Consider the following 17553-nt stretch of genomic DNA (forward strand, 5'->3'; position numbering starts at 1 on the left):
GCGAGCCGGAGGCGCCGACGCTATAGCGCCGACCATGTCTTCTGCGCTTGCCTCCTTCCAGTCCCAGCTTGATGCGCTGGAGCGTCGCGCCCGCCGGCGGCGCCTCATGCCGCGCGCAGGCCATGATTTTGCATCTAACGACTATCTCGGCCTTGCCGGCGACCCGGCGATTGCCGCTGCGGTGGCTGATGCGCTGGCGCGGGGTGTGCCGGTCGGCTCGGGCGGGTCGCGGCTGCTGCGCGGCAATGCGCCTGAGCATGAGGCGCTGGAGGCGCAGGCCGCGCAGATGTTCGGCAGCGAAGCAGCTTTGTTTCTAGCCAATGGCTTTGCCGCGAACATCGCCATTCTTGCCGGCCTGCCGGGGCCAGGCGATCTTGTCGTCGCGGATGCGCTCATTCACGCCAGCGCCCATGACGGGATGAAGCTCGGCAAGGCCGGCTCCGTGCTGGCGCAGCATAATGATGCCGACGCCTTTGCCGACGCCATTGCCGGCTGGCGGCGCGAGGGTGGCACGGGGCGGGTGTGGATCGTCGCCGAAACGCTCTATTCCATGGACGGTGACAGGGCGCCGGTCGATGACCTTGCCGCTGTCGCCGCGCGACATGATGCGATGCTGGTGCTGGACGAGGCGCACGCCACCGCCGTTCACGGGCCGGGCGGGCGGGGCCTGGGCGCGCATCTTGAGCCGGCGGAAAACGTCATTGCGCTCCACACCTGCGGCAAGGGGCTGGGCGCGGAGGGGGCGCTGGTGACGGCCACGCGGCCGATCATCGATCTGCTGGTCAATCGCGGGCGCAGCTTCGTCTTCTCGACGGCGCCATCGCCGCTGATGGCGGTTGCGGTGCAGGCCGCGCTGGCGCGCAGTCTGGAGGGCGACGATCTGCGCGCGCGGCTGCGCCAACTGATCGATCATGCTGCGCAGCATTTATGCGCGCCGCTGGGGCTTCCCGCGCCTGCCAGCCAGGTCCTGCCGATCGTGCTGGGGGACGATGCGCGGACGATGCAGGTTGCGGCCTTGCTGCAGCAGGCCGGGTTCGATGTGCGCGGTATCCGCCCGCCCACGGTGCCGCGCGGCACCGCGCGCCTGCGCCTGTCGCTCACGCTGAATGTCGATGAGGAGATCATCGCAGAACTGGGGGAAGCCTTGCAGCAAGCGCTCCGACAGGTGCCGGCATGAGCGGCGCCCTCATCGTCTCGGGCACAGATACCGGCATCGGCAAAACGGTGGTTGCGGCCGGTCTCGCTGCGGCTCTGGGCGCTTCCTACTGGAAGCCGATCCAGGCCGGCACGGCCGATGGCACGGACAGTTCGGATGCGGTGACGCTCGGCGTTGCGCCGGGCCAGTGCCTCCCGGAGGCGTATCGGCTCGCGCTCCCGGCCTCGCCGCATCTGGCCGCCGAGCGGGAAGGGCTCGTGCTGGCCCCATCCCGTCTGGCGCTCCCACCCGCGCGTCCGCTGATCGTGGAGGGCGCCGGCGGCTTGATGGTGCCCGTCCGCCGCGATCCGTCGATGCTGATGATCGACCTGTTCGCGGGCTGGGGCGCGCCGGTGTTACTCGTCGCGCGAACGGGGCTGGGCACGATCAATCATAGTCTGCTCAGCATCGAGGCGCTGAAAGCGCGGGCGATCCCGATTGCCGGGCTGATCTTCGTCGGGGCGGCACATCCGGACAATGAGGCGATCGTGCCGGCGCTGACGGGCGTGCGCAGCTTCGGCCGCCTGCCGATGCTCGATCCGCTCGATGTGCCGCATCTGCGGCGGGCCATGCATGCGCAGATCGATCTGGCCGGGGTGCGCTCGGCGATGGGTGGGCCGTCATGACCTCCCCGGTCTGGCATCCCTTTACCCAGCATGGGCTGGGCGAGCCCATCCCGCAGATCGTCTCCGCCTCCGGGGCGTGGCTGACCTGCAATGACGGCCATCGACTGCTCGACGGCATCTCAAGCTGGTGGGTCATCACCCACGGCCATTGCGAACCGCGCATCGCGGCGGCCATTGCGGCGCAGGCGGGCACGCTCGATCAGATGATCTTTGCGGGCTACACCCATCCGCAGGCGGAGGCGCTGGCCCGGTCGCTGGTGGCGCTGACGCCGGCTGGCCTCAATCATGTATTCTTCTCGGATAGCGGGTCGACGGCCGTCGAGGTGGCGCTCAAAATGGCGCTTGGCCATTGGCACAATCGCGGCGAGGCGCGCCACCGCCTGCTGGTGCTCGAGCATAGTTATCATGGCGACACCATCGGCACGATGTCTGTGGGCGAGCGGGGCGTGTTCAATCGCGCTTATGCGCCGCTGCTGTTCGATGTGGAGATGGTGCCCTTCCCCGCGCAAGGGCAGGCACAGGCCAGCCTCGATGCGCTGGAGCGGCTGTGCCGGACGGGCGAGAAGCCCGCTGCGTTCATCGTCGAGCCGCTGGTGCTCGGGGCCGGCGGAATGCTCTTCTATCCGCCCGAAACGCTCCGCGCCTTTGCCGAAATTTGTGCGCAGCATGACGTGCTCTTCATTGTCGATGAAGTGATGACCGGCTGGGGCCGCACCGGCACGCTCTTCGCTTGCCAACAGGCCGGTGTGTCGCCGGATATCCTCTGCCTGGCGAAGGGGCTCACCGGGGGGGCAGTTCCCTTGGCGGCGACGCTGGCCAGCGCAGCAATTTTCGACTCGCACCGCAGCACTGACCGTGCGGCGATGTTCTTTCACTCATCGAGCTTCACGGCCAACCCGGTCTGTTGCGCGGCGGCCAATGCCAATCTGGCGATCTGGCGGGACGAGGATGTGCCGGGGCGCATCGTGGCGCTGGGTTCGGCGCTCGATGAAGGGCTGGCCACGCTTGCCGGCCATAGGTGCTTGCACAACCCCCGGCGGATCGGTGCCATCGCGGCCATCGACATGGTGGTCCCCGATGGCGGCTATCTGTCCGACGTCGCCCCCCGCTTGCGGGCGCATGCGCTGGCGCAGGGGCTCTTGCTACGGCCGCTTGGCAACACCATCTATCTCATGCCGCCTTATTGCACGACGCCGGCCGAGATTGCGCAGGCTTTCTCCGTCATTGCGGACGCGGTGGACGCCAACACGCGCTGACACAGGCGCTGAAATTCACCGGACGGCTCAATCGCTTCCCAATCCGCGCTTTTGCGGCTATGGGGCGCCATTCGCGAAAAACTGGAAGATTATGGCCAAAGAAGAACTCCTCGAGATGCGCGGGCAGGTGGTTGAGCTGCTGCCCAACGCCATGTTCCGCGTCCGTCTGGAAAATGATCACGAAATCCTCGGTCACACCGCAGGCAAGATGCGCAAGAACCGCATCCGCGTGCTCGTCGGTGACGAAGTGCTGGTCGAGCTGACGCCCTATGACCTGACCAAGGGCCGGATCACCTATCGCTACATGCCCGGCCGCGGCGGCCCTGGCCCCGGCCAGCCCTGATCGGCAGCGCGGTGGCGCCTCCGCCCCGCGATAGCCGGACAGGCGACTCCATGCGCCTCATTCTCGCATCCGCCTCGCCGCGTCGACTGGACCTTCTCGCCCAGATCGGCGTGACGCCCGATGGTGTGGACCCTGCCGACATCGACGAAACGCCGGGCAAGACCGAACTGCCGGTGCCCTATGCCGCGCGCATGGCCGCGCAGAAGGGCGCGGCGGTGGCGGCGCGTCATCCCGGCGCGCTGGTGTTGAGCGGCGATACGGTGGTGGCCTGCGGGCGGCGCATTCTGCCCAAGGCGGAGGATGAGGCGACCGCCCGTATTTGCCTGACGCTGCTTTCCGGCCGGCGGCATCGCGTGCTGAGTGCGGTCACGCTGATCGATGCCGAGGGCAAGGCGCGCCACAAGCTCTCGACCAGCACCGTCACCTTCAAGCGCCTGCATCCGCAGGAGATCGACGCCTATCTCGCCAGCGGCGAGTGGGACGGCAAGGCTGGTGGCTACGCCATTCAGGGACGCGCGGCGGGACTGATCCGCGCCCTCTCCGGCAGTCCGTCCGGCGTGATTGGCCTGCCACTTTACGAAACGCGCACGCTCCTCCTTTCAGCAGGCTATTCTTGTGACTGATATACCCACGACGCTCCACTGGCTCTATGAAGAGGGCATTGGCGAGGCCCGCGCCGCGCTGGTGAGGGGCGGGCGGATCGTCGAGGCGCAGATCGAGCGGGAAGACAAGCGCGCCCGCGCCGGCGGCATTCATTCCGGGCGGCTGGTTCGCACGCTCATTGCCCGCAAGCGCGGCATCGCGCGGCTGGATAGCGGCGAGATGGTCCTGATCGAGCCGATCCCGCCCAAGGTGGCGGAAGGCGCGCCCGTGCGCGTCGAGATCCTGCGCGAGGCTATCGCCGAGCCGGGGCTGGACGAGGCGCGCGAAAAGCTGGCCAAGGGGCGCATCGCGCAGCTCGGCGTGCAGGCCGGTCCCGGGCCGAGCCTGCTCCAGCGGCTGCAGGCGAGCGGCGTGCCTATCGTGCCATGCCCGGCGCATGAGGCCGACCGGATGGAAGCGGCCGGCTGGAGCGAATTGCTGGCCGAGGCGATGAGCGGTGAGGTGGGCGCCGAGGATGCCGCATTACGCATCTTCCCGACGCCGGCGATGACACTCATCGATGTCGACGGTGCCGCGCCGCCCGCCCAGCTCGGCCCCAAGGGCGCCAAGCTTGCGGCGCAGGCGATTGCGCGCATGGGCATAGCCGGGTCGATCGGCATCGATCTGCCAACGATGAACAACAAGGACGAGCGCCTGATCGCGGCGGCGCAGATCGACAAATATCTGCCCCAGCCCTTCGAGCGCACGGCGGTCAACGGCTTTGGCTTCGTGCAGATCATCCGCAAGCGCGAGCGGCCCTCGCTCATGGAACTGCTGCGCGCCGACCCAGTGCGCGCGGCGAGCATGGCGGCGCTGCGCGCGGCTGAGCGGCAGGAGACCGCCGGCGGCGGAGGCGGGCCGGTCGTGCTGACGGTGCCTGCGGCTGTCGCGAAGGATATCCGCACCCATCCGGACTGGATAAAGCTGCTGGAGCGCCGGCGCGGCGGGTCGCTGGACCTGCGCATCGACGACGCCCTGACGCTCGGGACGCATCATGCCCATTAAGAACGTCTGCCCCTTGTGCCGCCAGCCGAGCGTGCAGGAATTTCGCCCCTTCTGCTCGCGCGGCTGCCGCGACCGTGATCTGATCGGCTGGATGGATGAGGGCTATCGGGTCCCCGTTCGTGCCGATGATGACGAGGATGGCGAAGGCGGCAGTGCCGGTCCCGCCAATGAGGACGCTTCGCGGGGCTGACCGGCGCGCAAGGCCCGCCAAATGCGGGCGGAATGCGCATCTTCGGCTCCCGTCACTTTCTTGAACGGAAAAGGGCGAAACGGGGCTGGACATGCCCCCGCGACCATGCTTATAGCGCACGCTCTTTCGCCGGGTCTTGCACCAGAGGCGATCCCCGTGCCCGGGTAGCTCAGTTGGTAGAGCATGCGACTGAAAATCGCAGTGTCGGCGGTTCGACTCCGTCCCCGGGCACCACTTTCCTCAGAATCTGAAAGTCTGCTGCCCGTGGCAGGCCGGCGCTGCGCTATTGCAGGTTCTTTTGCCGCACGACCCAGCGCGGGTTGCGGCACAGCCCGCAATCGGCGCCGACGAACATGGCGCGCGCGTGGGGATCGCCCTTGAGGCGCCAGTCGAGCCAGGCGACGGCGACCTTGCCGAACTCGCCGCCATTCTTCTCCCAATAGGTGCCCTCATGCGGGGTCTGCTTGCGATAGGCGCGCAGGGCCGGGATGTTCGGCAGATGGGCGAAGTCGTCATTCGCGTTGGGGAAGGCGACATCCATCTCATCGCCGCTGATATAGGCGACCGCACCATGCAGCTTGGCCAGATCGGCCTTGACCAGCGCCTTGCCGCCGGCGGTGGCATTGAGGCCGGACTCGTCAGGGAACAGGCCCATATTCCACACGACGGTGGTGGTGACGCGCCTGTCGGCGCCCGCCTCGATCGCCTGCACGCCGCCGCAGGACATGCCCATCACCGCAATGTTCGCCGTGTCGATGCGGCCCTGATAGGGGCTGCCGGCGCGGCTGTTCTCGGCGATGGCCCAGTCGATGGCGGCAATCAACTGCCGGGCCGATGTCGGGGCAGGCGGTGCCGTCGCCGGATCGGGCGGGCCCTGGTTGGGGGCAGGCTCGGGCCGCCAGCTTTGCTCCTCCAGCGCGCCGATCTTGCCGTTCGAGACCACAAGATAGCCGTGAGAGGCGATCTCGCTGAGGAACCAACGGAACCACGTGCCCTTGTCCAGACAGCCGCCAACGCCCCACACCACAATAGGGAGCTTCTGGTTCGGCAGCGTGCGTCCACGCAGGGGATCATAGATCGTGTGATCGGACAGGCGCGCATCGGTGGACGGGGTCACCGGAAATGGGCCGGAGCCCAGCGGCGTCTCGTTCGACACTGCCTTTGGCAGGCCACTGGTCGCGCAGGCGCTGAGGCCAGCGACGCCCGCCAAAGCCATCATGCCGGAAAGGATGATTTTCCGAACAGCCTTCACTCGCAACGCCCTTGTTCTCACGATCTTCATAGGGCGCACAGTGCCGCGCGGGGCGGGCATTGGCTACATAAAATTGTTAGGCAATGCAGCTCGTCTTCAGCTTGCGCCGCCGATTGCGCCCGGCGTCAGCACCAGCGCCAGCAGGATGAGCGCGGTGGCGATATAGGCCCAGACGCCCATGCCTGCCCAGGCCGCGCGCAGGGCGCCGCCCTCCATGCCGTCGGCCTTCTGCAGCCGGCGGGCGTAGATGATTGTCCCGGTGACCGAGAGGCCGGTCATCAGCACGCCGAACAGGAACCAGACGATCTTGGTCGGCAGGCCGCCGAGGTCGCCGAAGTGGAGCGGGTCAGCCATTTCCGAGATGCGCTGATGGACGTTGAGGTCGCGCCCATCCAGCAGGGCGGTCACGCGGCCGGTGGAGGGATCGACGGCGACGCCATTGGCGCGGTCCCGCACCAGCCAGGCCTGGTCCTGCCCGAGGAAGATGACGCCATTGTCCGGCGTGAAGCGGATTTCCCTGATCGAGAGTGTTGGCTTGGCCGCATGGGCGACCGCGACCAGCCGATCCAGCGCGGCGCCGGTCGGCGGCGGCACAGTGGCGGCGGCGATCTCGGGCAGTTCCGGCACCGGCGCCCGACCGCCGAGCGTTTCGACCAGATACCAGAGCCCGGTCAGCGTGATGAGCGCGACGAACCACAGGCTCCACAGGCCGGCGAGGCGGTGCAGGTCGCCATGAAAGCGCCGTGAGTCCCCGCGTCTTGGCGCGCGGAAGAAGCCGCGCCACCATTTCTTGTACGTCACGATACCCGTGACCAGCGATGCCAGCAGCACCAGCGAGAGCGCGCTGACGATGGGGATACCGATCTTGGTCGGCAGCATGAGGTGGCGATGCACTTGCCGCAGGAAGCGGTGGACATTGGCCCAGCCATGCGTGCCGGTCACCTGCGCTTCCCAGGGATCGACATAGACGCGGCGAGGCGAACCCTTGCCCCTGTCCACCCACGCCTCCGCGGCGAACCAGGGATCGAGCGGGGCGTGGACCATCTGCAGCCGCCCCTCCGGCTCCGCCCGGGCCGCTGCTTGCGCTATGGCACCCCAGCTTGCCACGGGCCGGTCTTGCTGGGCGACGCGCATGGCCGGGGTCACCAGCCAGTCGATCTCATGCGCGAATACGGCAAGCGTGCCCGTCGCGAGAATGAAGGTCAGGAAGATCGAGAGCTTCAGCCCAGCCCAGCTATGGACGCGCCACCAGATCGAACGGGGTTTGGGCTTCCGGGCGACTGTCATGGACGCGCTTAGAACTTGAACCGCAGCTCGGCGAGGAAGGTGCGCGGTTCCCCGGGGAAGTGTCCGCTCTGCGCGCTGAAGCCCGAGGCGGCGTAGACCGTGTCGAAGATGTTATCCACCCGCAGCAGCACCTCAGCAAAGCCCAGCCCCTTGGTGATCGAGGCGTCGAAGATTGTGTAGGGCTTCACCGTCTGCCCGGATAGGCTGATGCGGCGCGAGACATGCTCGCCGCCGAAGGCGAAAGCGGTGTCGATGACGGGCAGTTGATAGCGCGTCCAGAAGCCGACCTTGTGGCGCGGGGCATTGGCGAACCGGTCACCGACTGCATTGGTGATGGCTTGGCCGGGGGCTGTGTCTGTGATCCGGGCATCGTTATAGCCATAGTTGACCAGCAGAACCCAGTTGGGCGTGATGTCCGTGGCGAGGTCGATCTCGAACCCCTTGCTGGTCACTTCGCCGATGGGGGCCAACTGATCGACCCCATTGACGGGCGCGCGGGACGTGTCGACCTGCAGGATGTTGCGCCGCACGATTCGATAGACAGCGGCATTCGCCTGAATGCGCCCGTCGAGCAGCTCGGTCTTGATCCCGCCTTCGATTTGATTGCCGGTCACCGGTGCGAAGGGGCCGCCCGCATTGGCGTCCTGACTGGCGGCGCTCTGAGGCTCGAAGCTCTGCGACCAGCTTACGTAGGTCGAAACGTCCGGTCGGGGTTTGAAGATCAGACCGGTGCGGAAGCTGACATCATTATCGGTGTAGGATGATCGACTGTTGACGGTCCCGCCGGTGCTGGTCGTCACCTTGTCCTGGAACCAGTCGTAGCGCATCCCACCAACCAGCAGCAGCGCATCGGTGAGGCTGATCTGGTCCTGCAGATAGACGCCGCGTCGCTTCGAGCGTGTGTCGGTGGTGGTGAAAGGCAGCAGGGCCGCGCGGGCGGCATCCCCCTTGCCTGCACCGTAGATCGGGTTGGAGAGGCTGAGCGAGCTGACCCCGGCCCGCAGGATGCGGGAATCGAGAAGGTTCGTCTCGTCATACCAGTCGGCCCCCGCCTGGAACTTATGTTCCATGCCGAACAGGTCGACGCGCGCGGTGGCGTTGGTCATGAAGGACAGGCCATCGACCGGACGGATCTGGTCGCGAAACTCACGGAGAACAAGGTCAGGATTATTGGCGTTCAGCCCACGCGGCTCATGATATTGCTGGACCTCGCGCGCGGTGAAGTAACGCACGCCGGCATCGAAGGTCACCCGCTCGCCGATCGCCGTCTGATAGCGCGCCTGATAGGCTTCGCTCGTCAGGTGCAGGAAGTCGGTTGGCTCATTGGCATTCCAGCGAATGTCGGTGAGGAAATTGCCGGCATTATCGACAAGGACACCGCGCAGGCGATTGGCGCGCAGCTCATTGTCATAGATGGTCGCCTGCAGCGTTAGCTTGCCGCCTTCATTGGTCTTGATGGCGATGCCGGCATCGGCGATGCGCGCCTTGTTCTGAGCGTTGAGCCGGTAAGGGTCCATGGACTCATAGAAGCCACCCAGGCGATAGGTGAAGATGCCCTCGGCATCGACCGGCCCGGTCGCCTCGGCGGAGATGCCGACGCGGTCGTAATTGCCGCCGGTCACGACCATGCTGAGCGCGCGCTTGTCGGATGGTGTCTTGGAGACATAGTTGATGATGCCGCCGGGCGAGCCGGGGCCGAAGAACAGGCCGGACGGCCCCTTGAGCACTTCCACCCGCTCGATGTTGAACAATTGCGGCACGGAAAAGCCGATGAACGGGTTGCCGCGCTGCCCATCGTAGAAGGACTGGTCCTGACGGAAGCCGCGGAAGGTGACGCCGGCATAGCTGAAGGCGCTCACGCCGGAGATGTTGCGATAGATGTCGGTCGCATCGCGCGCGCCCTGATCGGCAAACAGCTCGGACTTGATGACCTGAACGGCCTGCGGGATGTTCATGGGGTCTTCGGCGGCCTTGCCGACCGTCGTCTCATCCGCGCGGTAGAGGCGCTGAACGCGGCCCGTCACGATGATCGTGTCGTCGCTATCCGCGCCAGCTTCCGCCGGGGCGCCTTCCATCTGGGCCATAGCGGGGGCAGCGGACAGCGCGACGGACGCCAGCAGAACGGATCGGAGAAAAGACAAGACAGCCCCCTGAATGAATCGATAATGCGAGTAAGTCGCAACTATGTCGATTGTTCGGGCGATGCAATCCCTTGCCGCAAGAAAAGGAGAATTGCGCTCGGTTCAGGATTTAGGGCTACGTCCGATTAGGCCGATAGGCTGGCGTCCCGCTTGAGCGCGCAGGCCGCGCGCCAATAATGGAAGGCAGCCAGCGCATAGAGCGCGATGCTGGCCAGCAGGGCGTGGCGCACACCCCAGGCCGAGGCGGTGGCGCAGGCGCCGGTGAGGCGGGCATCCGTGCAGACGCTCATGAAGCCGGGCATTGCAAGACCTGCGAAGATGTCGCTCGCCAGGCCGATGATCGGCGGGCCGAGGCCAACGCCGACCAGCGTGGCGATGAAGAAGTAGATGAAGGCCGCCGTCGTCCGCGCGTTGGGCGCGACGAGGTTCTGCAGGGCGACCAAGGTCGGCACCGAATAGAAGAACAGGAAGACCCCGGCCACGGTCAGGCAGACGAGCGCCGGCAGCGGGCTGCCCAGCGAATAACCGACCAGATAGAGCGGCACGCTGGTGGCGATGCCGCAAAAGGGCAGCAGCGCATACCAATGCTGTCCGCGCCGGGCGATGAAGTCGATCCCGACGCCGCCCAGCACCATACCGGCCGTGGCCGCCGTGGACGAGATGATCGCCACATAGACGCCGGCCTGCGTGATCGAGAGATCATGGACGCGCATGAAGAACGGCGCCGTGAAAGCGCCGCCCGCATAGAGCGCCATGCTGGAGAGGCCGAGGCCGATGAGCAGATTGCGGAACACCGCCTTGCGCGCCATCATGCTCATGACCTCTCCCATCGGCGGGGGCGGGGTCGCGGCTTTGCTGGTCGGCCGGGCACCGTTGCTCAGGCCATCGCTGAGGCCTCTGGGCGGATCGCGCAGCAACAGGCGGAACAGCAGCGCAACGACGAGGCCGGGGCCGCATACCGCGATCATCGCGGTCCGCCAGCCATGGTCCTTGGCGATCCACACCGCCGCCAGCGCGCCGATGAACGAGCCGAGCGGAGAGCCGAGCCGCATCATGGTGATCGCAAAGCCGCGCTGATGCGGCGGGAAATGATCGCCGATGAGCGACGTGCTGGGTGCCTGCACGCCTGCCTCGCCGATGCCGACGCCGATCCGGCACAGGAAGAGCTGCCAGAAATTCGCGGATAGCCCGCACAGCGCGCTCATCAGCGAGAACAGCCCCACCGAGACGGAAATGATCGTGATCCGGTCGCGTCGTTCCGCAAGGCGCGCGATCGGCAAGCCCAGCGTCGAATAGAGAATGGCAAAGCCGAGCCCGCCCAGCAGCCCGAGCTGGAAATCGGTGAGGCCAAGATCCTCCTTGATCGGCTGGCCCAGCGTCTGCACGATCACCCGGTCGATATAGGCGAAGGCGGCGACCAGCATGATCAGCGCCAGCAGCATGGCGCGATAGCCGGGGCCATAATGTCGCTGCGATGGGGTGGTCGAGGCGTCGTCGGTCATGGGGCCTGCGCAATAGGGGGTGGAACGAAGGGCGCTTGCCGGCGCGCAGACGGTATAGACCGGCCAGTCGGCGACGCAAGACTGTTGATGACTCAATGAATTGCTTTTGGCGCGCAATTGTTGCAGTGGTAGGGTTTCGCGACGTGGCTTGGGGGCACGGAGGCCGCAGCTTGACCCCTGGGGGTTGGGCCGGGCAAGGGGGCAGCGATTGTAATGATGAGCGATGAGAAAGTGCAGTCGAAGGTGAGCGGTCGTAAAGCAGGCCCGGCGGACGAGGTCCAACTCCCCGGCTGGAACCTTGATGAGCTGAACTATCCGACGTTCCGGATGACGCTGATCGCCAAGATCATGGATCGGCTGACCATTCGCAATCTCGCGGAGATTGAGGACATCACCTATGCGGAATGGCGGGTGATGGCGCGGCTCGCCACGATGCACCAGGGCGGAACGGTGCGGCAGGTGGCCGAGATGGCCTGGGTCGACCGGGCTGAAGTCAGCCGCGCCGTCAGCACCCTTGAAGAGAAGGGCTATACGCTGCGCATGGAGAACCCCCATGACCGGCGGGCGCCCATTCTCAAGATGACTCCCGTGGGGCTGGAGCGATACCGCGCGGCGCTGGCCGAACGGAAAGCCTTCCACGAACTGCTGACCGCGAAACTCTCCGACAAGGAGTGCGAGACGCTCAACCAGCTGCTCGCCAAGATCGGCGAGCAGCTGGTCGTGCTTTCGCAACCGGTGGCGACCGACGCGGTTAAATGATCGCGTAATAGCGGAACAGCGAATGGTCCGGCGCGTCGTCGGGCGTCAGTTTCGGGCGACGCTGCCCGACGCCGACGATCACGGTGCGGTTGAGCCAGCCATGCGGCCCGTCTGGCGCGCGGAAATAGGGCGTGCAGCGGAAATAGGACGATATCTTGGTGCCGTCCGGCAAGTCCAGCGGACCGTGCACATAGCCAAGGTTGCGGATATAGATCAGCGCGCCGTCATCCGCCTCGATCATATAATGGGCATTGAGCTCCACCACCTTGTCGGTGCGGACCACCGGCCAGTCGGCGCCGCTATAATCGACCAGCTTGCCATTGAGGCGCGGTCCTGAAACGGTGCTGCCTTCGCCCACGGACGTATAGCCGTGATTGGGGCCACCCGCATGGATCGCGCCCGTCGCCCAGCGCTTGTCGAAATTGATGCGGATGTCGAAGACATGATCGGAACGGAGGGCGAGCGGATCGTCAGTCATGAATGTCCTTGTAGCTCGTGTTGATGGATCAACTTATAGAGCATGCGTGCGCAGCGCGACACCCCAGACGGGCGTTTTACGCCGTCATTCGCGCGCCGCGCAGCAGATCCACGAGCGACGCGGCATCGTCGATGGCATCGCCGCGCCATGCGACATGGCCGTCCGGTCGGACCAGCAGCAGCCGGTGCCGGTAGACGTCCGGCACGCCATCGAGGGCTCGGTCCACCCTGATGACAGCAAGCGGCATCCCGCATGCCCGCGCCGCGGCGACCAGCGGTTCGACGTCGGGAGCCGCATCGCCCTCGTCATCGATGCGGATCAGCGTATAGCCCGGCCCGCAAAGGTCGTAGAGTGAGCGCCCATCCGCGAGGAAGAAATGCGGCACGCGGCACCCCGGCGCGGTCGAGGGCGTGTAATCGTGCATGGTGTAGGCCGGCGCAGCCTCGCCATCATAGGCAATGATCGGCGAAGCATCATAGAAATAGCCGTAGTTCAGCCCGGCGCAGGCATATTGCTGCACATTGAGCGCATAGGCAGCCGCGCCCACGGCTTGGCGCGCCGCCTCGCCTTCGGGCGTGTCGTCCTCGATCTCCGGCGGCAGGGTATTGCGCTCCTTGATGGCGCCGCTGGCATGGCCCATCGCAAAGCGGGAAACCTGTTCGGTGATGGGCTTGCGCTCTGCGACATAGGCGTCGAGGATTCCGTCGGGCGCCCAGCCCTGCAGAGTTGCGGCAAGCATCCAGGAGAGGTCCATGGCATCGGCAATGCCGGCGTTCATGCCATAGCCGGCATAAGGCACCCACAGATGCGCGGCATCGCCGGCGATGAAGACGCGGCCTTGGCGGAATCTGTCGGCGACCAGCCGCCGGCCGATCCAGTCCTCGTTGGACAGTTGCGTGAAGGGGAAGTCCGGCCCGACACCAAGGATGTGCCGAATGCACCGGTCCCGGTCGACCTCCTCGAACGTCTCCTCATCGGGCCGCAGATAATTGTGGACGAGCCACCGCCGCTCGCCATCGATGGCGAGCACGGTGCCGGCGCGATCGGGATTGTAATTATAGTTCATCCACGCCGGACCACTGCCGAGCGCATCGAGAAGATCGGGCGCGTCGATCAGGGTGGATTGCACGCGCTGGACAACGGCATCGCCCTCAAGCTTTCCGCCGATCTGCTTGCGCACCGCTGAACTGCCCCCGTCGCAGCCGACCATGTAGCGGCAGCGGATTTCTCGGGACGTACCGGTGGGCAGGTCGATCAGCAGCGCGCGCACGCTTCCCCCCTCGTCCTCCACGCTGTCGAACCGGGTCTCGTTGAGCAGCGTGATGTTCGGGTGCTGCGCGGCATGGGCAAAGAAGATCGGCTCGAAGAAAATCTGGTTGACCCGATGCGGCGGCTCGGGGGTCGGCCACCAGCCATCCGGCCCGCTCCTGTCCTGATAGCGGTTGCGCCGCAACGGGATGGGGATGCGCGCGAGTTCGGTGCCGGTCATCCGGGTGCGGAACACGATGTCATTGGGGTAATCATGCGGCAGGCCGACCGCGCGCACCTCCCGCGACAGGCCGAGGCGGCGCAGCGTCTCCATCGTGCGCGAGGACACATGGTTGCACTTCACGCTGGGTGGTTGACCGGCGGGACGCATTTCCGCAACGACAACCTGGATACCCCTTGACGCCAGGTCCAGCGCGAGCAGCAGCCCCACGGGCCCCGCGCCGATAATCAGAACTTCGGTGTCAGTCATCCGCCCCTCGTTGAGCAATCAACGAAACCGATAGCAGATGCGGAAGCGGGATCAATTCTTTTTGTTCGTCTCTCCAGGGCGTTGAAGCGGGTTAGCCCCAAAGGGCAAGTGGAGCCGGGAACCCGACGCCCGCACGGCCATTCAGGGGCCATCGAGCTTGGGGAAAGATCAGTCCGGCGACAGCGATTCAAGGGATTCGCCTCTCCAGCATCGTCATCTTCCTGACAGCGGCAAGGGGACTCGGTTCCAGTTCCGTAGGCGGACGCGACTTTGTCCGACGGATGACGACCGAGAAGAGCTTGGCGTTAATTGCTCTCTTGCGTAAGCAGGGCGTCCAAAAAAATGGCTACGGACGTAAGGGAATCTTGGAAAGGAAGGAGATTGATGATTGAAGAAGGAAACGTTTAAAATAGTCAACAATAATGGTTAGTACGCAATATTTAACCTATAATTAATTCTATTTAATTTTACTGGAAATTCCTGATTTGTTAGGAGTCTCGTGTATCCGACCTGCTTCTGAAATACGGCGCTCGACATGCGGGACAGGCAGGGTTCATTTGAGCCGTGTCAGGCTCCAAATCTGCCGGTCGTTAAGGGTTTCTTGCAGTGCAGCATTGCTGGGTCGCACCATGCCGGTCTAAAGTCGGATGATCACAACATAAAACGGGTAAGGCATTGAAAATGAATAAAATTACACGTTACAAAATACTGAATACTGTATCTTCTGGCAACAGCTTCAACGAAATCCATTAAATTATTTAATTATCGATCTGCTTTTAACGCCGATTAAGCTCGAGCCGATAGCCGGCCTGCGCCGTCTTACACTCTGAAAAATATAGAATATTTCTCGCCCCTGCCTTGACCGGCAAGGAGAAGGCCAAGAGCGCAAACGCCCTTAACCTTCTGCCCGTTTACAACTGCCAGGCGCTTCCGAGCGTGCCCGTCACTCCCTTCAGGCCGATTTGGCGCCGACTCCGCTGGCGTGGTCTGCTTCCCCACATGCGGCTCGCAATCTCCAGCTCCTCCCGCCCAACGGCGCCCGTGTAGATGGCGGTGGTGCTGATGTCGGTGTGCCCCATCCACTTCTGCACCATGTTCAACGGCACGCCCGAGTGGATGGCCGATACGCCAAATCCGTGTCGAAAACCCTTGGCCGTCGCCTGCATTCCCTTGATGCCGACCGCCTGCATGATGGCGTTGACCTTTCGCCATGCTGTCATTCTCGACCATGTCCATAGCAGGCTGTCGTCCGCGCCATTGCCCCGACCATGGACCTTGTGGATCAGCTTCACCAACTCCAGCGGGGCCGGAACGGCGCGGTAAATCCCCCTTTTCCGTTTCTTGAGGCTTTCGATGATGATGCATTGCGAGCGCAGATCGATGCTCCTGAGCGTAAGCGCCAGGGCCTCCGAGATCCGGCATCCTGTCACGGCGAGCACCATGCAGAAGGTATAGGTCTCGGGCGCTTCGCGTGCGGCGTAAGCGAGCACGGCGGCCCGCTCTTCCTGGGTCAGATATTTGCGCTGCCCTTCATTGCCGTAAACCATGTTCAGCATCGCGCATCTCCCTCTCGGAGAGCCGCCGCCGGGACCGCCATCCGGGCGTTTCCGCACTGCAAAAGGATGCAAAAACAGTCATTTGAAACAGTATTCAGTATTCTGTCACGGACTCAGAGGGGTTTGGGATGCTGAATATGGCGCAACGGATGGCAGACGATTTCGGGGTGCCGGTTAACCTTTCGGTGGGGCCGGCACCCGAACTCGTGATGGTGGGGTTCAGGATCGATAACCTGTCCCACCTTGCCCAGGCTTATGGCGAAGCTGTGCGTGAAGGCGCGCGCGCTCTGCTGGCCGCTCTGCTCGGCGAGGTGCTCGGCGGCGACGGCGTCGTGATGCCGGTCTGCGATGATTTGATCACGGCGGTGGTCTGGTCGCCGACGGCTTTTGGCCAAGCCTTCACCAACGCGGCATGTGCGGACTTCGCCCGGCGCTTTGCGGTCGCGGTCGCTGGCCGCCCGCTCATTCACGGCAATGCCGATCTGCGCCTGGCTGTCAGTGCAGCCTGGTCCCTGCTGCCCGATGTCCATTCCGATGCCGATCTTGGCGCAGCGCGGGACGATCTGGCGCATCGCCTGACGACCCAGCGCTTCAACGGCAACGCGATCGATACGCAGGCCGACTGGGCGTTGCGTTACCGGGCCGACATGGCGCAGGCTGCGTCCCTGCTTTCGGCGCTGGCGAACGGGCGGTTGCTCCCGGTCTGGCAGCCGGTGCGCAGCGGCGCGCAGGGCGATGCCGTGCTCTATCATGAATGTCTGCTGCGGATGCTCGAGGACGGGCGTCAGGAGACGGCCGGCCCCGCCATCGGCGCTCTGGAGCGCTTGGGCATGGTCGGCGTGCTGGATCATTATGTGGTCTCGACGGTGATCGAGGAACTGCAGCGCGATCCCGACGTGTGCCTGGGCGCCAATATCTCCGCGCACAGCGCCTGTCCCGGTGGGTGGTGGGATGAGCTGATGCCGCGCCTGCGCGATATGCCGTCCGTCGCGCGGCGTCTCGTTATCGAGATCACCGAGACCGCGCATTATCCGGATATTGGCGAGGCGACATGCTTTGCCGCGCGGTTGCGCAAGCTCGGCGTGCGGGTCGCGTTGGACGATTTCGGCGTTGGCCATGCCTCGCTGCGTTCGCTGCTGGCGCTGCAGCCCGACATTATCAAGATCGACGCCTTCTTCCTGCGCCGAGCGATCGGCTCCGAGCCGGATCGCGTGGCACTGCATCATCTGATCGGCCTGGCGGGCAGCTTTGTCCGCGATGTCGTGGTCGAGGGCGTGGAAACGCGCGCCGAGGCCGATCTGGCCCTGCGCGCCGGCGCTGTGTGGCTGCAAGGCTATCACACGGGCTATCCCTCCGTCGTCCGCTCCTGGTCCGGTCCTATGGGCGGCACCAATGTGCTGACGCTGTTCGATCAGCCGCAAGCCGGCTGGTCCGAAACGCGGAGGGCGGTCGGATGAGCGGCCTTGCGGATGTTCGTGCCCGGACAGGCACGCCCCTCGGTGATCCTTGGGCTGCGCCGGATGTGGTCCAGCCTTCGCTGGCGCGGGGCATTCTCCTGGGTGCTCCGGTCAGTCTGCTGCTGT

Annotated in this window: 16 protein-coding genes and 1 tRNA gene; 10 read left to right on the forward strand and 7 right to left on the reverse strand. The window is 65.1% G+C overall.

What is annotated here, in order from left to right:
- Positions 1-34 precede the first annotated feature (34 nt).
- The 8 genes from M2334_RS02715 to M2334_RS02750 all read left to right on the forward strand — a co-directional run bounded on the left by M2334_RS02715 (position 35) and on the right by M2334_RS02750 (position 5491).
- A complete protein-coding gene (locus M2334_RS02715) occupies positions 35-1177 on the forward strand; it encodes an 8-amino-7-oxononanoate synthase (protein WP_264604727.1) in 1143 nt (380 codons plus the stop codon).
- Positions 1174-1821: a dethiobiotin synthase gene (gene bioD / locus M2334_RS02720; RefSeq protein WP_264604728.1), complete on the forward strand. Its 648-nt coding sequence runs from the start codon at positions 1174-1176 to the stop codon at positions 1819-1821. Before M2334_RS02715 ends, bioD begins: the two co-directional genes overlap by 4 nt.
- Positions 1818-3077, forward strand: coding sequence for an adenosylmethionine--8-amino-7-oxononanoate transaminase (locus M2334_RS02725; protein WP_264604729.1), 1260 nt, complete (start codon positions 1818-1820; stop codon positions 3075-3077). The genes bioD and M2334_RS02725 overlap by 4 nt, the downstream gene beginning before the upstream one ends.
- Positions 3078-3168: 91 nt before the next feature.
- Positions 3169-3420, forward strand: coding sequence for a translation initiation factor IF-1 (gene infA, locus M2334_RS02730; RefSeq protein WP_181558542.1), 252 nt, complete (start codon positions 3169-3171; stop codon positions 3418-3420).
- Positions 3421-3470: 50 nt separating this feature from the next.
- Entirely contained in the window at positions 3471-4043 is a 573-nt protein-coding gene (locus tag M2334_RS02735; RefSeq protein ID WP_264604730.1) for a Maf family protein, read from the forward strand.
- Positions 4030-5067, forward strand: a complete 1038-nt coding sequence (locus tag M2334_RS02740; protein ID WP_264580066.1) for a ribonuclease — start codon at positions 4030-4032, stop codon at positions 5065-5067. Before M2334_RS02735 ends, M2334_RS02740 begins: the two co-directional genes overlap by 14 nt.
- Positions 5057-5257, forward strand: coding sequence for a DNA gyrase inhibitor YacG (locus M2334_RS02745; protein ID WP_264579861.1), 201 nt, complete (start codon positions 5057-5059; stop codon positions 5255-5257). Before M2334_RS02740 ends, M2334_RS02745 begins: the two co-directional genes overlap by 11 nt.
- 158 nt (positions 5258-5415) lie before the next feature.
- Positions 5416-5491, forward strand: a tRNA-Phe gene (locus M2334_RS02750).
- 49 nt (positions 5492-5540) lie between these two features.
- Here the strand turns inward: M2334_RS02750 and M2334_RS02755 are convergent.
- From M2334_RS02755 to M2334_RS02770, 4 genes are all read right to left on the reverse strand, one after another.
- Positions 5541-6539 (reverse strand): hypothetical protein, encoded by a 999-nt coding sequence (locus M2334_RS02755; protein WP_264604731.1) that lies wholly within the window; start codon positions 6537-6539, stop codon positions 5541-5543.
- Positions 6540-6605: 66 nt separating this feature from the next.
- Positions 6606-7796 carry a PepSY-associated TM helix domain-containing protein gene (locus M2334_RS02760; RefSeq protein WP_264604732.1) on the reverse strand — a complete coding sequence of 397 codons (1191 nt, stop codon included), beginning with the start codon at positions 7794-7796 and terminating at the stop codon, positions 6606-6608.
- Positions 7797-7804: 8 nt separating this feature from the next.
- Entirely contained in the window at positions 7805-9937 is a 2133-nt protein-coding gene (locus tag M2334_RS02765) for a TonB-dependent siderophore receptor (RefSeq protein WP_264604733.1), read from the reverse strand.
- Between the two features lie 125 nt (positions 9938-10062).
- Positions 10063-11439: a spinster family MFS transporter gene (locus tag M2334_RS02770; RefSeq protein ID WP_264604734.1), complete on the reverse strand. Its 1377-nt coding sequence runs from the start codon at positions 11437-11439 to the stop codon at positions 10063-10065.
- A gap of 213 nt (positions 11440-11652) precedes the next feature.
- On the opposite strand from M2334_RS02770, the gene M2334_RS02775 reads away from it, so the two are divergent.
- Positions 11653-12198, forward strand: a complete 546-nt coding sequence (locus M2334_RS02775) for a MarR family winged helix-turn-helix transcriptional regulator (protein WP_264604735.1) — start codon at positions 11653-11655, stop codon at positions 12196-12198.
- Here the strand turns inward: M2334_RS02775 and M2334_RS02780 are convergent.
- From M2334_RS02780 to M2334_RS02790, 3 genes are all read right to left on the reverse strand, one after another.
- Entirely contained in the window at positions 12191-12676 is a 486-nt protein-coding gene (locus tag M2334_RS02780) for a DUF3237 domain-containing protein (protein ID WP_264604736.1), read from the reverse strand. The genes M2334_RS02775 and M2334_RS02780 overlap by 8 nt on opposite strands.
- Before the next feature lie 76 nt (positions 12677-12752).
- Positions 12753-14414 carry an FAD-dependent oxidoreductase gene (locus M2334_RS02785; protein ID WP_264604737.1) on the reverse strand — a complete coding sequence of 554 codons (1662 nt, stop codon included), beginning with the start codon at positions 14412-14414 and terminating at the stop codon, positions 12753-12755.
- A 911-nt stretch (positions 14415-15325) separates the two neighbouring features.
- Positions 15326-15970, reverse strand: a complete 645-nt coding sequence (locus M2334_RS02790) for a tyrosine-type recombinase/integrase (RefSeq protein ID WP_264604738.1) — start codon at positions 15968-15970, stop codon at positions 15326-15328.
- A gap of 149 nt (positions 15971-16119) precedes the next feature.
- On the opposite strand from M2334_RS02790, the gene M2334_RS02795 reads away from it, so the two are divergent.
- The gene (locus tag M2334_RS02795; RefSeq protein WP_264604739.1) at positions 16120-17427 is read left to right on the forward strand and encodes an EAL domain-containing protein; all 1308 of its coding nucleotides are present in this window, start codon (positions 16120-16122) and stop codon (positions 17425-17427) included.
- Positions 17428-17553: the final 126 nt, after the last annotated feature.

The sequence above is a fragment of the Sphingobium sp. B11D3D genome (assembly GCF_025961755.1).
In the GTDB taxonomy this organism is placed as follows: Bacteria; Pseudomonadota; Alphaproteobacteria; order Sphingomonadales; family Sphingomonadaceae; genus Sphingobium.

What these genes read in the sequence shown, in the direction of transcription:
- M2334_RS02795 (WP_264604739.1), top strand. Translation starts at nt 16,120, where the DNA reads ATGGCAGACGATTTCGGGGTGCCGGTTAACCTTTCGGTGGGGCCGGCA.
- M2334_RS02755 (WP_264604731.1), bottom strand. Translation starts at nt 6,539, where the DNA reads ATGAAGATCGTGAGAACAAGGGCGTTGCGAGTGAAGGCTGTTCGGAAA.
- M2334_RS02725 (WP_264604729.1), top strand. Translation starts at nt 1,818, where the DNA reads ATGACCTCCCCGGTCTGGCATCCCTTTACCCAGCATGGGCTGGGCGAG.
- M2334_RS02790 (WP_264604738.1), bottom strand. Translation starts at nt 15,970, where the DNA reads ATGCTGAACATGGTTTACGGCAATGAAGGGCAGCGCAAATATCTGACC.
- infA (WP_181558542.1), top strand. Translation starts at nt 3,169, where the DNA reads ATGGCCAAAGAAGAACTCCTCGAGATGCGCGGGCAGGTGGTTGAGCTG.
- M2334_RS02785 (WP_264604737.1), bottom strand. Translation starts at nt 14,414, where the DNA reads ATGACTGACACCGAAGTTCTGATTATCGGCGCGGGGCCCGTGGGGCTG.
- M2334_RS02775 (WP_264604735.1), top strand. Translation starts at nt 11,653, where the DNA reads ATGATGAGCGATGAGAAAGTGCAGTCGAAGGTGAGCGGTCGTAAAGCA.
- bioD (WP_264604728.1), top strand. Translation starts at nt 1,174, where the DNA reads ATGAGCGGCGCCCTCATCGTCTCGGGCACAGATACCGGCATCGGCAAA.
- M2334_RS02780 (WP_264604736.1), bottom strand. Translation starts at nt 12,676, where the DNA reads ATGACTGACGATCCGCTCGCCCTCCGTTCCGATCATGTCTTCGACATC.
- M2334_RS02760 (WP_264604732.1), bottom strand. Translation starts at nt 7,796, where the DNA reads ATGACAGTCGCCCGGAAGCCCAAACCCCGTTCGATCTGGTGGCGCGTC.
- M2334_RS02745 (WP_264579861.1), top strand. Translation starts at nt 5,057, where the DNA reads ATGCCCATTAAGAACGTCTGCCCCTTGTGCCGCCAGCCGAGCGTGCAG.
- M2334_RS02715 (WP_264604727.1), top strand. Translation starts at nt 35, where the DNA reads ATGTCTTCTGCGCTTGCCTCCTTCCAGTCCCAGCTTGATGCGCTGGAG.
- M2334_RS02735 (WP_264604730.1), top strand. Translation starts at nt 3,471, where the DNA reads ATGCGCCTCATTCTCGCATCCGCCTCGCCGCGTCGACTGGACCTTCTC.
- M2334_RS02770 (WP_264604734.1), bottom strand. Translation starts at nt 11,439, where the DNA reads ATGACCGACGACGCCTCGACCACCCCATCGCAGCGACATTATGGCCCC.